The organism is Thermococcus sp. 21S7, assembly GCF_012027615.1.
Lineage (GTDB): Archaea > Methanobacteriota_B > Thermococci > Thermococcales > Thermococcaceae > Thermococcus.
The window spans coordinates 462889-477729 of the sequence record NZ_SNUT01000001.1; the positions used below are offsets into that span (position 1 = coordinate 462889).

General features: G+C 55.4%; 13 protein-coding genes. 11 read left to right on the top strand and 2 right to left on the bottom strand.

Annotated elements, in window-relative coordinates; all coding sequences use genetic code 11:
- The 9 genes from mre11 to thrC all read left to right on the top strand — a co-directional run bounded on the left by mre11 (nucleotide 1) and on the right by thrC (nucleotide 11757).
- On the top strand, nucleotides 1–1341 hold the full coding sequence (gene mre11, locus E3E51_RS02470) for a DNA double-strand break repair protein Mre11 (RefSeq protein ID WP_167911507.1): 1341 nt from the start codon (nucleotides 1–3) through the stop codon (nucleotides 1339–1341).
- Entirely contained in the window at nucleotides 1331–3988 is a 2658-nt protein-coding gene (gene rad50, locus E3E51_RS02475; protein WP_167911508.1) for a DNA double-strand break repair ATPase Rad50, read from the top strand. Before mre11 ends, rad50 begins: the two co-directional genes overlap by 11 nt.
- Nucleotides 3989–3990: 2 nt before the next feature.
- A complete protein-coding gene (nurA, locus tag E3E51_RS02480; protein ID WP_167911509.1) occupies nucleotides 3991–5310 on the top strand; it encodes a DNA double-strand break repair nuclease NurA in 1320 nt (439 codons plus the stop codon).
- 38 nt (nucleotides 5311–5348) lie between these two features.
- On the top strand, nucleotides 5349–6365 hold the full coding sequence (locus E3E51_RS02485; RefSeq protein ID WP_167911510.1) for an iron ABC transporter permease: 1017 nt from the start codon (nucleotides 5349–5351) through the stop codon (nucleotides 6363–6365).
- The gene (locus E3E51_RS02490; protein WP_167911511.1) at nucleotides 6362–7084 is read left to right on the top strand and encodes an ABC transporter ATP-binding protein; all 723 of its coding nucleotides are present in this window, start codon (nucleotides 6362–6364) and stop codon (nucleotides 7082–7084) included. Before E3E51_RS02485 ends, E3E51_RS02490 begins: the two co-directional genes overlap by 4 nt.
- A gap of 140 nt (nucleotides 7085–7224) precedes the next feature.
- Entirely contained in the window at nucleotides 7225–8673 is a 1449-nt protein-coding gene (locus E3E51_RS02495; RefSeq protein WP_346765930.1) for a hypothetical protein, read from the top strand.
- Nucleotides 8674–8867: 194 nt separating this feature from the next.
- Entirely contained in the window at nucleotides 8868–9470 is a 603-nt protein-coding gene (gene psmB, locus E3E51_RS02500) for an archaeal proteasome endopeptidase complex subunit beta (RefSeq protein WP_167911512.1), read from the top strand.
- 54 nt (nucleotides 9471–9524) lie between these two features.
- Complete coding sequence (locus tag E3E51_RS02505) at nucleotides 9525–10616, top strand: DUF4157 domain-containing protein (protein WP_167911513.1); 1092 nt, start codon at nucleotides 9525–9527, stop codon at nucleotides 10614–10616.
- Between the two features lies 1 nt (nucleotide 10617).
- On the top strand, nucleotides 10618–11757 hold the full coding sequence (thrC, locus tag E3E51_RS02510) for a threonine synthase (RefSeq protein WP_167911514.1): 1140 nt from the start codon (nucleotides 10618–10620) through the stop codon (nucleotides 11755–11757).
- On the opposite strand, the gene E3E51_RS02515 is transcribed toward thrC, so the two are convergent.
- The gene (locus E3E51_RS02515) at nucleotides 11741–12022 is read right to left on the bottom strand and encodes a hypothetical protein (protein WP_167911515.1); all 282 of its coding nucleotides are present in this window, start codon (nucleotides 12020–12022) and stop codon (nucleotides 11741–11743) included. The two genes, thrC and E3E51_RS02515, sit on opposite strands and share 17 nt — an antisense overlap.
- 125 nt (nucleotides 12023–12147) lie before the next feature.
- Between E3E51_RS02515 and E3E51_RS02520 the strand changes: the two genes are divergently transcribed.
- Together E3E51_RS02520 and E3E51_RS02525 are read left to right on the top strand one after the other, a co-directional pair.
- Nucleotides 12148–12939 carry an extradiol dioxygenase gene (locus E3E51_RS02520; RefSeq protein WP_167911516.1) on the top strand — a complete coding sequence of 264 codons (792 nt, stop codon included), beginning with the start codon at nucleotides 12148–12150 and terminating at the stop codon, nucleotides 12937–12939.
- Between the two features lie 70 nt (nucleotides 12940–13009).
- On the top strand, nucleotides 13010–14287 hold the full coding sequence (locus E3E51_RS02525) for an ATP-binding protein (protein ID WP_167911517.1): 1278 nt from the start codon (nucleotides 13010–13012) through the stop codon (nucleotides 14285–14287).
- Here E3E51_RS02525 and E3E51_RS02530 read toward each other — a convergent pair.
- A complete protein-coding gene (locus tag E3E51_RS02530; protein WP_167911700.1) occupies nucleotides 14241–14696 on the bottom strand; it encodes an alanyl-tRNA editing protein in 456 nt (151 codons plus the stop codon). The genes E3E51_RS02525 and E3E51_RS02530 overlap by 47 nt on opposite strands.
- Between the last annotated feature and the right edge of the window lie 145 nt (nucleotides 14697–14841).

Sequence of the window (14841 nt, forward strand, 5' to 3'; positions counted from 1 at the left end):
ATGAAGTTCGCCCACATGGCCGATGTCCACCTCGGCTTCGAGCAGTACCGCCTTCCCTACCGCGCCGAGGAGTTTGCCCAGGCATTCAGGGAGGCGATGGAGAGGGCCGTAGCGGAGGAAGTGGACTTCATTCTCATAGCCGGCGACCTGTTCCACTCAAGCCGGCCCAGTCCAGAGACCATAAAGACCGCGATAGAAATACTGGAAAAACCGAGGGAAGCCGGAATTCCAGTCTTTGCGATAGAGGGAAACCACGACAGAACGCAGAGGAAGGTCTCCGCGTACCATCTCCTTGAGGGGCTCGATCTGCTCCACCTCGTCGGTCTGAGGGACGAGAAGGTTGAGAACGAATACCTGACGAGCGAGCAGCTTGGGGGCAAATACCTCGTTAAGGGCGTCTTTGAGAGGGGCGGAAAGACCGTCGAGATTCACGGACTAAAGTACATGAGCGCCGCCTGGCTTGAGCGCAACCATCTTGAGAAAATCTTCAAGCCGGAGGGAGACGCCATCCTGATGCTCCACCAGGGGATAAAGGAACTCATAGAGAGGATGAGGGGGGTAATCCCCGAGAGCCAGCGCGACTACTTCGAGCTGAGGATGGAAGACCTGCCAAAGGGTTACGTCTACTACGCGCTCGGCCACATCCACAGAAGCTTTGAGACCAGCTACGACATAGGGACGCTGGTCTATCCGGGATCGCTCCAGCGCTGGGATTTCGGGGACTACGAGCTCAGGTACCGCTGGAACGGGAGGAGCTTCATCCCGGAAGCGGGCACCAGGAAGGGCTTCTACATAGTCGAGGACTTTAAGCCGAGGTTCATCGAGCTGAGGGTGAGGCCCTTCATAGACATTAAAATGAAAGCCAACGAGGAAACCGCCAAGATGGAACTGAAGCGCCTCAGGGGCAAGATACCGCGAGAGGCCTTCGTGAGGCTCGACCTGCGCTGGGAAAGGCCCTACGACGTTTCACACTTCCAGGGGATTCTGGAGGTTAGGTACCTCTACCTGAGAACGCGCTTCGAGAGGAGGCTGAAAACTACCGCCGGCGGAGAGGTGCCCAAGCCGGCGGAGTACTTCACCCCAGCGGAGCTGAGGGCGATAGAACTGACCGGCGAGAAGAAGTTCGATGCCCTAGATGCCGTCGTCGAGCTGTTCCTTGGCGGGTGGGAGAAGAAGCCGGAAGCCAAAGAGGAGAAGCGCGAAGAGCCTGTTCCAGCCAAGGAGGAAAAACCCCTGAAGAAAGAGGAGAAGCCCGAAAAGGCTCAGAAGGCGAAGAAACCCGGACCGAAGGGCAAGCCGGGGAGCATTCTCGCCTGGATCGGTGGTGGAGATGAAGATTGAAAAGCTCATAATCAAGGACTTCCGCTCCCACGGGCTGACGAAGGTTAACTTCACGAGCGGGATAAACCTCATAATCGGTCAGAACGGCTCAGGAAAGAGCTCCCTCCTCGATGCGCTCCTCGTCGGCCTCTACTGGCCGAGCAAGCCCAAAGACCTCAGAAAGGAGGACATACTCAGGGTGGACGGAAAGTCCACGGAGATAACGGTCTTCTTCGAGAAGGACGGCATCAAATACCAGCTCCACAGGAACATAACCCGGGGAATGGCCTTCGCCAAGTACCACGACGGAAGCTCCTGGAAGCACGCCACGGAGACGAGCCAAAAAGCTGTAAGGGACTGGATGGAGAAGCTCGTTCCGTACGACGTCTTCCTCAACGCGATTTACATAAGGCAGGGGGAGATCGATGCCATCCTTGAGAGCGACGAGAGCAGGGAAAAGGTCGTTCGCCAGGTTCTCGGCCTCGACAGGTACGAAAACGCCTACAAAAATCTCCTCGAAGTGAGAAAGGAAATCGAACGCAGGATAAAATCGACGGAGGACTACCTGAAGAGCACGGAAAACCTCGACGAGCTGATTGGAGAGATGGAGAGGGAGCTCTCAAACGCCCTCAAAGAGATAAGCAAGCTCTCACCCCAGATTCCAAAGCTGGAGAAGGAACTGGAGGGAGTGGAGAGAAAGCTCGGGGAGCTCGATGCCCTGGAGAAGGAGATAAACTCCCTCAGACTTGAGGTCAAGGAGAGGGAAGGGAACCGAAAGCGGCTTGAGACGAAGCTGGAGGGACTTGAGAAACGCATAGCCGAGAGCAAACAAAGATTGAGTGAGCTGGAGGAGTGGGTGAAGGAGTTCCGTAAGTTAAAGGAGAAAGCCGAGTCCTACCTGAAGCTCTCGAACTTCAGAAAGCGCTATGTGGACGAGAAGGCCAGAAACGAGAAGCTCGCCGAGAACTACAGGGCACAGATTTCGGCGATAGAGGAGCGCCTCGCCGAGCTGAGCGAACTGGAGAAGCGCCTCAAGTATCTGGAGAAAGAGAGGGACAGGCTCGAAAGGAAACTCAAAGGGCTCGAAAAGGACGCCCGGACATACGAGGATGCTAAATCCACCTTGTCGCAGCTGGAAGGCCTCAGAAAACGCCTCGAACTTTCCAGGGAGGAGATAGAAAAGCTCTCCGCAGAGATCGAGGCTGCAAAGAAGAGGAAGGAGGAGATACAAGTAGAGCTAAACGAGATAAACGAGGAGCGCGGTGGACTGAAAAACCTGGTCAAGGAGAGGAACAGGGCTATAATGGAGCTGAAGAAGGCCAAAGGCAGATGTCCGGTCTGCGGCAGAGAGCTGACCGAGGAGCACCGGAATGAGATAATCGAGAAGTACCGGGCGGAACTTAAGGAGGTCTCCCTATCCCTGAAGGAACTCGACGAGAGGGAGAGGAAGCTCAGGAGCGAGCTCGTCAAAATAGAGAAGGTTCTGAAGAGGGAGCGCGAGCTCATAAGGCAGAAGGAGCTCCTCGACCAGATAGCCGGCCTTGAAGAGAAGCTGAAGGAATACGACCTTGAGGGACTCAGGAAAAAGGCGGAGGAATACGAGGGAGTGAAGAGCGAACTGAGCAAGCTGGAAGGTGAGCTGGAGAGTGCGAAAGCCGAGCTTGAGAAGGCACAGACCCTCGAAAAGAAGAGGGCACTCGCCGAGGGGAAACTCAAGTCGATCGAGGAGAAGCTGAGAAAGCTCGATGAAGAGCTTGAGGAGATGGGCTTCTCCGAGATGGAGGAACTCGACGGAAAGCTTGCCGAGCTTGAACCGTCCTACAAGCGCTACCTCGAACTGAAGAACTCCGAGAAAGAGTTCGAGAGGGAGAAGAATAACCTAGAGAGGCTCAGGCTGGAGCTTGAGGAGGTAAAACGCAGCCTGGAGGCCGAGATCAGAGCCCTGAACGCGCTGATGGATGAGCTGACAGAGAAGGAGAGGCTTTACAGCAGGGAGGAGCACGAAAAGACCCGGGAAGCCTTCGCCTCGCTCAGAGAGGAGCTGGCCGGAAAGAAGGCCCGGCTAGATGCTTTGGAGAAGAAGCGCGACGATACCATGGAAAACCTCCGGAAGCTCAAGGAGGAGAAAGACCGGAGAAAGGAGAAGGCAAAGGAACTTGAGGAGCTCAAGAAAGCCCGCGAGAGGGTCCAGGAACTCAGGGAGAAGGTGAGGCGCTACAAGGCCATGCTCAAGGAGGGGGCACTGGCGAAGGTCGGCGAGATAGCCAGTGAGATATTCGAAGAGCTGACCGAGGAGAAGTACTCCGGGGTTACCGTGAAGGCGGAGGAGAACAGGATAAGGCTCGGGGTGCTCTACAACGGCAGGGAATACGGCCTCGGCTTCCTCAGCGGTGGGGAGAGGATAGCCCTCGGCTTGGCCTTCAGGCTGGCGCTCTCGCTCTATCTCGCGGGTGAGATAAGCCTGCTCATCCTGGACGAGCCAACGCCCTACCTCGACGACGAGAGGAGGAGAAGGCTCGTCGACATAATGCAGCGCTACCTGAGGAAGATACCGCAGGTCATAGTCGTTTCGCACGATGAAGAGCTGAAAGATGCCGCCGACAGGGTGATACGGGTGAGCCTTGAGAACGGCGTCTCGGTGGTCAAAGAGGTCGAGCTGGGGGTGTGACGATGGGGTACAGGCTCATAGACAGGGCCAGCGTTGACAGGATAAAACGGATGCTCCAGAGGGGCTACGCCGAGGCGCAGGAGAAGCTGAAAACCATAGAGTGGCGCGAGCTGCCGGAGAGGAGGGGGAGCAGGGTCTACGCCATCGATGGGAGCCAGGGGAAGCAGAGGCTCAGCGGAACGATTTTCTACGTCGTCTCAAGTTACGCCTTCGGCAACGGCCCGGCATACAGGCTGGTCTACACCAACGCCATGCTCTACAACCAGGGCATATCCGACCAGATAATCCGCCTCCAGATGGAGACCCTTGAGAACAAGCTGGGTTTTCTGGCGGCGAATATTGGCAGTGTCGACTACGTCATGATGGACGGAACGCTGACCGGCTCGCTCACTAGGCCGCCCGTTTATCCGGAGAGCGTGAGGGGGATAACGACCATAAAGAGCGCCCTCGGGGACGAGCGCCTTGAGGAGCTTATAGAGCGCTTCATTGAGGAGCTAAGGGAGCACTACGAGGAGATGGAAAGAAAACTAACGAGGGACGGCAGGATAAACGGCGACGTGATCCTGGCCGACAGGGTTCTTGAAGAGTATGCCGAGTACTACAGGGCCATGGAAGGGAAGGAGATCGTCAACTACGACGGCGCATTCAGGGAAATCAGGAAAGCCCTCAAGGAGGAAGACACCGTAAAGGCCACGGAGATACTCGAAAATCTTGAGGAGTACGCCGAGAGCAAGCGCCTCTCCCTAGACGACGCCAGAAACGCCGTCCACGTCGTTCTCGGCTACTTGGAGTACCTGTACTCGCTTGAAAAGCTCCTGGGAAGCGGCCAGTTCGATCTCGTCTACGTCGCCAAGAGCTTCTACAACAGAAAGCTGACCCAAAAGCTCGGGATAGACATCGTTGACGTGCCATACCTCGACGCATACCTCAGAAAGACCTACGGCGAGGAGAGGGCGGGCTACTACGTAATAACCCAGGGAGGGAAGGCCATAAGCCACAGGATGCCCAAGGTTCTGAGGAAACACTTCCCCAAGGTTGAGCACTTCATAGAAAACGGCGTTCCAATGACCTACATCCGCACCATGAAGGGCGGCGTCATATACCTCCTCCAGAGCAACAGGGAGATAGATGACGACCTGCTGGCGGAGATACTCTGGCACGAGAGGAACGGCTACTTCAGGCCGCTCCAGAGGGCCCACGAGGGAGTGAAAATCGAGAAGAAAGCCTTCGAGGCAGAGCTGAAGGCGCTGCTCAACATAATAAAGGCGGAAAGTCCAGAGCTGAGGGTCTTCCTGAAGTACGGAAGGTCACCCCTTGAGTAGTCGAAAGATTTAAACGCCTGGACAAATAATCCATGGCCATGAGAAAATGGCTCCCCGCCCTGCTGACCCTTTCAATCATAGCCGGCTTCCTCGGCGTCTACGTGGGCTCGGTTAACCTGAACCCCTCGGACGTAACGGCCAGCGTGGCCTACGGGATAAAATCAGTCCTATCCGGGATATTTCCGTTCATAAAACCCGGGGAGAGGCCGAAGGCCTTCATCATCGTGTGGGAGCTTCGTCTTCCAAGGGTCCTGCTGGCATATCTGGTCGGACTTTCCCTCGCCTCGGCGGGCGTTGCCAGCCAGGCACTCTTCAGGAACCCATTGGCTGACCCGTACATAATCGGAGTGAGCGCTGGGGCGGGAATAGGCGCCGCTTTTGCGGCCATCTACGCACCCGCGCACATGGGCTCCTTCGCCCTGGTCTCCGCCCTGCTCTCGGTTCTGGTGGTCTACACGGTCTCGAAGGTCGACGGCCACGTTCCAGTTGACACGCTCCTCCTGGCGGGCATAGCCTACGGCTTTCTGGCGAGCGCGGTAACGTGGTACCTCATCATAAGCCAGGGGGAAAGGGCGCACGTAACGTGGATGTGGCTCATGGGAACGTTCAACGGCGCCGGCTGGGGCGACGTTGGCGAGATGTTCATCGTTGCAGTCCTCGGTGTCGGCTTCCTGGCCTGGAAGTGGAGGGAGCTGAACCTGATACTCTTCGGGGAGGAGAGCATAGCCCTCGGTCTGGACGTTCACCTGTACCGGAAGCTCTTCATTGGAGCGATAGCGGTTCTAACCGCTTTCTCCGTCTCCACCGCAGGGATAATCGGCTTCATCGGCCTCGTCAGTCCGCACATAATGCGTCTCCTCCTGGGCCCGAACCACAGGGAGCTCACGCCGGCGAGCGCCCTGTTCGGAGGCGTTCTCCTCGTCTTCGCAGACCTGCTGGCGAGGACGCTGGCAAAGCCCACCGAACTCCCCGTCGGCATCATAACCGCCCTCATGGGGGCGCCCTTCTTCCTCTACCTCCTGATGAAGCACAAGAGGGGTGAGCTGTACTCATGAGAACTCTTGAGGTCAGGGTTTCCTTCGCCTACGGCGAGAAGGAAGTATTGAAGGGCGTTGAGTTCACCGCCGAGAAGGGTGAACTGCTAGCCATAATCGGACCGAACGGGGCCGGAAAGTCAACCCTCCTCAAGTGCATGGTGGGGATTCTGCGGCCGAAGGGCCACGTGAGGTTCAACGGGACTAACCTGCTCGAACTGAAGCCCAAGAACAGGGCGAGGCTCATAACCTACGTCCCGCAGAGCTCCTTCCCCGAGTTCGCCTTCACCATCGAGGAGTTCGTTGAGATGGGTGCCTACGCAACCAGGGGCAACGTTGAGGCGGCTTTAAAGCGCGTCGACCTCTGGGAGCGCAGGAAAGAGCCAGTTACGAACCTGAGCGGCGGCGAGTACCAGCTGGCCCTCGTGGCCAGGGCGCTTGCGCAGGGGAGCGAGGCGATACTCCTGGATGAGCCGACGAGCCACCTGGATATAAACCACTCCCTCATGGTGATGGAGCTGCTGAAGGGCCTCAAGGAGGAGAAGATAATCGTGGCCGTTCTCCACGACCTTAACCTGGCCCTCCGCTATGCGGACAGGCTTATCCTTCTGAACGAAGGAGAGAAGTACTGGGAGGGGAAGCCGGCGGAGCTGGAACCCAGGATCGTCGAGGAAGTCTACGGTGTGAGGGCAAAGATAGCCGAGGTCGATGGCCACAGGGTTCTCCTAGCGGGGATTTGAAAGCGGACAAATAAATGGCCGGAATGTGGTCGTATATTCTTTTTCTTCTCCGTTACTCAGGCTCCAAATGAACGAAAGGCCCATCAGGTTTTCCAAACTTTAAGAGTAAATCTTATAAGTTCATATTGAGCAATTAATACGTGAGATTTGCCATGGTGAGAAAGAAACCCCTGTTAGTGGTCTTACTGCTGATTCTCCTGGGAGGAACCACAGCAGGGGCCCTAGACTACACGGCAGGCAACGAAGACTCAGTAACAAGGATACTCGGCTACGACGTCTACAAAATCGAAGGCTCAGGCAACTACATCATCTACTACCCCCTACCCAACGGAAGCGTTAAAGTTCTGAAGAATGGAAAAGCCGGCGGTTTCTTCCCAACCTTCGTCAAAGTACCCAGGCACGAGTGGATAAAGGAACTCTCAACTGCCGAAAAAGCCCTCTACGCCCCACCAACTCCCCTAATACTCTACATCACGGAGGACGGAAAGCTGGGAGTGAAAAGCATAACTTCAAGCAGAATCAAGCTCGAAAGCGAAAAGACGCTGAACCTGAAGGGGGACTATCAGATTCAGGCAAAGGGCTCATGTCCAAGGGGCTGGATAGACTTTGGAGGAAGGTACTGCCTCAACCCCCAGTGGGACCTGTACTTTGACAGAAGAGCAAAGGCAAAAACCTTCGACGAATGGGTCTCAGTAATGGGATTGAAAATTGAGAACAAGGCCGCAGAGAGAGTTAACTACAACTGGCTTTTACATCTCAGTGAGAGCACCTACAGCTACTGGACAGTTGGAATTGACGTGGGACCCTTCACAGTACTCAGCACGGCAATAGGAGAACACTTCAGAGGGTGGGGACTGAAAGTTGGATACTACAGCGACGGAAATCTCCCAATCAATTCCGATGACTGGGAGAGGTATCTCAACATCAGGGTGGAGTATATAGTAGCCCACGCCAAAGTTCCGGCATACGACAAGGTTACGAGGAAGTACATCGACATTCAGATAGCGCAGACGTACCTAATGAAAATCCACAGCACAGGAGAGTATAAAATCGTGGAGTCAAACGATGGCCGCAAGCTTACCACAGAGTCCTCCGGAAGCAATCCCCCCAAAATTACCGCAACTCCAAACATATGGGCAATTCCAAAGGACTGTGAGTGGAATAGAACCCTGATACCTCCCCGCACATCAAAACTTGCCATATCCGTGTGGCAAACCCAAAGCGATAGCTTTAAATCAAGCTCCAGCTTCAGCATTCCAATTGGTTCCTTGGCGGGCAGGTACCTAGCCAATACAAATCCCCAGCTGGGAAAACTCGCCAACGCTTTGAGCATCACAATTGGATTCCACAAGTACAACAATGCCAAGTCAGAAGTGGCGTACACGTTGAGCGTGGATAGCAGGAAGAGCTGCTATGCTATGTACAGTGTTCTGGGAGTTAATGTCGGCACGAGTGGAGCAAAGACAAAGGTAAACGTCCCACTGGTGTTCGGCGTCATAACCGACGGCAAGGTACCTTCACCACCGTGCAACCCGAGAACAGGTGTATGCGTGGACTCCACGAACCCATGGGGAAGAGAAGGAGACTAAATCTCCATTCCCTACTATTTTTAGGGTGCAGAAGCACCGGTAGAGACGGCCCAAGGAGGCTAGAACCCTGGATAACTGAAGACATCTACAGGGAAAGGCCAAGATAACGGAGGTAGATGGTCACAGAGTCATTCTAGCAAGGGTCTAGCAAAGGTTTAAAACGTCGGGTGAGAAGATGGGTCAGGGGTGAGAGAATGGAAACGAAGAAAACCGGCACCACCACCGTGGGAATAAAGGCCAAGGACGGCGTGGTTCTGGCCGCTGATACGCAGGCTTCCCTCGACCACATGGTCGAGACCCTCAACATCAGGAAGATAGTCCCAATCACCGACAGGATAGCGATAACCACCGCGGGAAGCGTTGGCGACGTTCAGGCACTGGCGAGAATGCTTGAGGCTGAAGCCAGATACTACCAGTTCACCTGGAACAGGCCCATGAGCACCAAGGCCATGGCGAACCTGCTCAGCAACATCCTCAACGAGAACAAGTGGTTCCCCTACCTCGTCCAGATAATCATAGGCGGCTACGTTGACGAGCCGACCTTAGCGAACCTCGACCCTATGGGCGGCCTTATCTTCGACGACTACACCGCGACCGGCTCGGGAAGCCCCTTCGCCATAGCCGTCCTTGAGGATGGCTTCAAGAAGGACATGAGCGTCGAAGAGGCAAGGGAGCTCGCGGTTAGGGCCGTCAGGACGGCCGGAAAGAGGGACGTCTACACCGGCGACCGGAAGGTTCAGGTCGTCGTCATAACGAGGGACGGCATGAAGGAGGAGTTCGTCGAGTTCAAGGGGTGAACCGTTCAACGGTTGCACCAAAGCCCTTTTTAATTCTCTTTTCGAGTTTGTAACATGCGGAATCTCCCAGAAAAGTCCGCGGTTCTCGGGCTGGTAGTCCTGCTAATCTTGGCGCTCTACGCAGCGGAGAGGCTAACAGTCAACCCGAGCGCGGTTCTCGGAGAGGTAAACGGGATACTCGACCAGGTTCAGGAGATAAGGAACCTCACATTCAAAGAGAGGCCGAAGATAGTCGTCCTCACGAAGAGCGAGGCTCTAGCTAAATGGAAGCCCGGCAAAGCGGACATCGAGAGGATGAAAATAGAAGAGCTGATCTACAAGATGACCCTTCTCCTCCCCCCGGATTATCAGTACATCAAAAAAGAAACGGAGCGGAGCGCGGGATGGATAGCCGCGACGGTGGGGGATACCATCTACATCATCCAGGAGAACTTCATGTCCGACCAGGACACCGCCAGGAGAACGATGGCCCACGAGAGCGTCCACGTGCTCCAGAAGCAGTGGTTCGACGCGAAGTACGGCGCCGACACCTACGACGGCACCATAGCGGTCCAGTCCCTCATCGAGGGCGACGCAGACCTCGTCGCCGACCTCTACTGTGAGAGGAACGGGATACCGATTCACAAGATACGCTCGCTGAGCGGGAATCCCCTAACCGACCTCCACATCTTCCCCTATGTCTTCGGCGACAGATTTGTGAGGTACCTCTACGAGAAAGGCGGCTGGGGGCTCGTTAACGAGGCGTACAGCCGCTATCCGGTCTCGGCGCAGCAGGTCATGCACCCGGAGCTGTACCTCGAAAACGTTACCCCCCTCAACGTCACCCTGAGCGCACCGCCGAACTCACGGATTCTCAAGGAAGACAGACTCGGCGAGTACTACGTCTACCTCCTCCTCAGGGACGCTGCGAAGCTTGAGGACGAGACCGCCTGGAACGTCTCGATTGCGTGGCGCGGGGATAGGCTTCTCCTAACCCAGAACGCGACGGGTTATCTCCTCCAGTGGAAGGTCGTCTTCTCAAGCGAGAACGCCGCGAAGACCTTTGGGGAAACCGTTTCCAAGCTCGCGGAGGGCAACACCTACGCGAACTACACGATAAGGATTGAAAGGAACTCCGTTCTCCTGATCGCCGAAAGGAGGGAATAAAATGAAGCTCGTCTGCCCCATCTGCGGAAAGACCTACGACGAACCGGTTCAGAGGTGTGAATGCGGCAAGCCCTTGGAGTTCGAAAGGTTCACCGGCGAACCGTACATAGGAAAGAGCGTCTGGGAGCGGTTCTGGGACTTCTGGCCGGTGGAACCGGCACTGGAGCTCTCCCTCGGCGAGGGCGACACGCCCCTTGTGAAGTCGGGGCTCGGCAAAGAGCTTGGAGTGAAGCTCTACCTCAAGAACGAGACGGTAAACCCGACGTGGAGCTTCAAGGACAGGGGCACTTTTCTGGCGATGAGCCATGCCCTAAAGGCCGGCTACAAAACCGTTGGAACCGTCTCCACAGGAAACATGGCGGCGAGCGTTTCGGCCTACGCTTCCCGTTTCGGGTTGAAGGCGAAGATTCTCGTCTCCGAGAGCGCGAGCGACGAGAAGCTGAAGGCAGTTTCGGTTTATGGCGGCGAGGTCATCAGGGTTCACGGCGACTACGGGAGGCTCTACTTCGAGAGCCTGAAGTTGGGGGAAAGGCTCGGGGTCTACTTCATGAACTCGGACAACCCCTTCAGAATCGAGGGCTACAAGGGCATAGCCTTCGAGATAGCCGAGGAGATAAGCCCGGACTACGTTCTGATTCCGACCAGCTCGGGCGGGCTCTTCCGGGGAATAGCCAAAGGCTTCATCGAGCTCCACGAGAGCGGGCTCATCGATGACCTCCCAACCCTCATAGCGGTTCAGGCGGAGGGCTGTTCGCCGATATACAGGGCTTTTAGGGAAGGTAAAGCAAAAATCGAGCGTTTTGAGAGCCCCAAGACCATAGCTAAGGCCATAGCCAACCCGTATCCGCCGAGCGGGAACGTGGTTCTGAAACTCCTGAGGGACTTCGGCTGGAAATGTGTATCCGTTTCCGACGATGAGATACTCGAAGCTCAGAGAAAGCTCGCCGGCGAAGGCCTCTTCGTCCAGCCGGCGAGTGCTACAGGCATAGCGGCGCTGAAGAGGCTCGACCTTCCAAGCGGGGCCAAGGTCGTCTCGATACTCACCGGTTCGGGCTTGAGAACCCTCAGGCGCACCTCGAAGGGAGAAATTACGGAGTGCCCGCTCGAAGGGCTTGAAAACTGCATCAGAAACGATTCATAAAGAAACGCTTTGCCCGCTGCCTGTTCCCCTCATTTTTCTCTGACAGCAGGTCAGGATTCTCCGCGAATAGGAGCTCATAGAGGCGCTTCAAGAGGAGCATGGCCGCAGCATAAAGCCACACAAAGAACGCGGCGATACCGTTGGTGAAATAGCTCCAGAAGAGTAGCGTTCCGGCCATAATGCCAAATGATAGGGCAATCATGAGCCTAAGTAGGAGCGCATAGCCGTAACGCTCCATCAACAGCCCAAAGTCCACACCACTCACCAAACATTTACAATGGTGTAAATGTTTATAAGCCTTACTCCCGACGAAAGTTCAGAAAGAAATGGTAAGCCGTAAAACCCGGCAAAGCGTATAAATGGAAAGGATGTAGCAACACCGGTGATACCATGCTGATTGGAGCCGCGGTTATGCCCCACGGAAACCCCGTCCTGGAGCCGGAAGACAATGAGACGAGAAGACTCGCGGAGGTTCTCAGGAAGATCGGCGAGGAATTCAAGGGGGCTGAAGCCTACGTCCTCATAAGCCCGCACAACGTCCGGATGAGCGACCACCTCGGCGTGGTCATGGCGGAACATCTCGTCTCGTGGCTCGGCTTCGAGGGCAAAGAGCTTCCCGGAGAATGGGAGACCGAGAGAGACCTCGCGGGGAAAATCTACGAGTCGGCGAAGGGTGCCGGCCTGCCCGTTGCTGACCTGAACTTCGCCGCACTGAGCGGTGAGTACTCGCGCTGGCCGCTGAGCTGGGGCGAGCTCATACCCCTGCAGTTCCTCGAAAAGAAGCCGCTCGTTCTTCTGACGCCGGCCAGAAACGTGTCCAGAGAAGCCCTCGTTCGCTTCGGCGAGATTATCGCGGAGGTCATAGAGGGGAGCGGGAAGCGGGTGGCCTTCATAGCCAGCGCCGACCACGGGCACGGACACGATGAAAAGGGCCCGTACGGGAAGGTGAAGGAGAGCGAGGAGTACGACAGGCTCGTCATGGAGATTCTCTCTGAAAACAGGCTGGAGAGGCTCATGGAAATCCCCGAAGAGCTCGTGAGAAAAGCCCTGGTGGACAGCTACTGGCAGCTCCTCGTCCTCTACGGCCTCCTGAAGAAGGTTCCAATGGAGATAAGGGAAACCGCCTATGCCTGCCCGACCTACTTCGGCATGGCCGGAGCGCTGTGGGTGATGAAAGCTTGAATGCAACTTATTCATCTTTGTGTATTGGAAATACGCAAACTTTTTAAATTATTGTGTATTGGAGATACACATGATTTCGCTGATAGAGATTACCGAGGAATACCTCGGCTCCCTCAGGTTTGTCGAGGAAATACCCAGAGAAGTTGAGTTGCCCGTGGGAAGGGACATAAAGGCCATAATCGGACCCAGAAGGGTAGGGAAAACGTTCCTGCTTCTCAAGAAGGCCGAATCCATCAAAGACCGCCAAAACGTTCTCTACCTTCCCTTCGATGAACCGGAGCTGAGAAGACTAACTGCCCGGAAGCTGGCGGAAAGAGTCAGGCGAGAATTCCCCGAAGGCGAGGTGGTTCTTTTCCTCGACGAAGTTCAGGAATGGGCGGAATGGGACGTCAAGCTTAGGTGGCTTCACGACGTTGGAGATTTCGATGTATACATCTCGGGCTCCTCCTCCACCCTTATGTCCTCCGAGATACCCTCACGCCTGAGGGGAAGGCACGTCTCAAGGCTGATCCTCCCGCTATCATTCAGGGAAATCGCGGGGGAGTCAGGAAAAACCTTCCGGGAAAGGGGGAAACTCCAGGCGGTTCTGAAAGATTACATAAAGTGGGGAGGTTTCCCAGAGGTATGGACGACCAGATCAAGGGAGAAGATTATTTCAATACTCGAAACCATGTTCTACAGGGACATGGTGAAGCGCTTTGCCTTCAGGGATGTCAAAGAATTTCAGGAGGCCTTCTACCACATACTTTCCCTCTACGGCGGCTACTTCACGTACCGCTCCCTCCAGAGGGCCCTGAAGGGCCTCGGCGTCGATGCAAACCTGAAGACAGTCATGAACTACCTCAGGGCAATGGAGGAATCCTTCCTCGTTTTCCAGCTCCCAATATTCTCACCCTCAACGAGGGAGATGATGATAAAACCCAGAAAGCTGTATCTCGTTGACACTGCCTTTGCCTCCCTCTTTTTCAAAGGACATGATGAAGGGAGAAAACTGGAGAACCTGGTGTTCATAGAGCTGTTGAGGGAGAAGAGCTACTGGAACCAGTCGCTCGATATCTCCTACTACTCTGACGGAAAGAACGAGGTCGACTTTGTTGTGCGGGAGGGTCCTCACATAAGGGAGCTCATCCAGGTGACCTACGAACTGAACGCCGCCAACTACGAGAGGGAGGTTAAAGGGCTAATTAGAACTGCCAAGAGACTCGAAGTGAGTAAACTCACTATAGTCACGATGGAGGATGAAGAACTGCTTAAAGAAGGAAACCTAACGGTGGAGGTTCTTCCAATTTGGAAGTTCCTCCTCAGAGGACATCGAAGCTTACCTCAAGCAGCCCCTTGCTCCTCCTAAAGCGGACCTTTCTGATTTTTATCTCACCGATTTCTCCTGTCGTCGCGGTGTGCTCCTTGTTGCACGCGTTGACGTTCCAGCCCTCTATGACGACGACCCGGAGGGTTCTCACCTCCGGCGGAATCGGGAAGAGGTCGTACATATCCCCTCCGAAGCGCTCCTCGGCTTCCTCTCGCGGAAGCTCGTAAACCTGAACCGGTGCGTTTTCCTTTACCTTCTCGTTGGTGAGGCGCTCTATCTCGGCGACTTCCTCCGGCGTTGGCTTCCTGTCGAACTTGACGGTTAATCTCCCGTGGTTCCCATCAACGTAAACACTCGCAGTCCACTTGGCGTTTTCGCCCAGAACCTTGACGACGGCGCCCTTAACCACGTGCAGGGCAGTGTGGGTTCTAACCTCAACCGACGGCATAGGCATCGTTTCATCTTCTCGGAGGGATTATTAACTGTTGCGGGACGTTGGGATAGTCCGGAAGGTTATTAATCCCACAGGTAAATTCAAACGGAGATTATTCAGCGGCGCTTGAAGGTTTTTCAGTTCACTGGTGTCCCAACCG

Excerpts from the sequence above, each read along its gene's own strand:
- mre11 (WP_167911507.1), top strand. The coding sequence starts at position 1 with ATGAAGTTCGCCCACATGGCCGATGTCCACCTCGGCTTCGAGCAGTAC.
- rad50 (WP_167911508.1), top strand. The coding sequence starts at position 1,331 with ATGAAGATTGAAAAGCTCATAATCAAGGACTTCCGCTCCCACGGGCTG.
- nurA (WP_167911509.1), top strand. The coding sequence starts at position 3,991 with ATGGGGTACAGGCTCATAGACAGGGCCAGCGTTGACAGGATAAAACGG.
- E3E51_RS02485 (WP_167911510.1), top strand. The coding sequence starts at position 5,349 with ATGAGAAAATGGCTCCCCGCCCTGCTGACCCTTTCAATCATAGCCGGC.
- E3E51_RS02490 (WP_167911511.1), top strand. The coding sequence starts at position 6,362 with ATGAGAACTCTTGAGGTCAGGGTTTCCTTCGCCTACGGCGAGAAGGAA.
- psmB (WP_167911512.1), top strand. The coding sequence starts at position 8,868 with ATGGAAACGAAGAAAACCGGCACCACCACCGTGGGAATAAAGGCCAAG.
- E3E51_RS02505 (WP_167911513.1), top strand. The coding sequence starts at position 9,525 with ATGCGGAATCTCCCAGAAAAGTCCGCGGTTCTCGGGCTGGTAGTCCTG.
- thrC (WP_167911514.1), top strand. The coding sequence starts at position 10,618 with ATGAAGCTCGTCTGCCCCATCTGCGGAAAGACCTACGACGAACCGGTT.
- E3E51_RS02520 (WP_167911516.1), top strand. The coding sequence starts at position 12,148 with ATGCTGATTGGAGCCGCGGTTATGCCCCACGGAAACCCCGTCCTGGAG.
- E3E51_RS02525 (WP_167911517.1), top strand. The coding sequence starts at position 13,010 with ATGATTTCGCTGATAGAGATTACCGAGGAATACCTCGGCTCCCTCAGG.
- E3E51_RS02530 (WP_167911700.1), bottom strand. The coding sequence starts at position 14,696 with ATGCCGTCGGTTGAGGTTAGAACCCACACTGCCCTGCACGTGGTTAAG.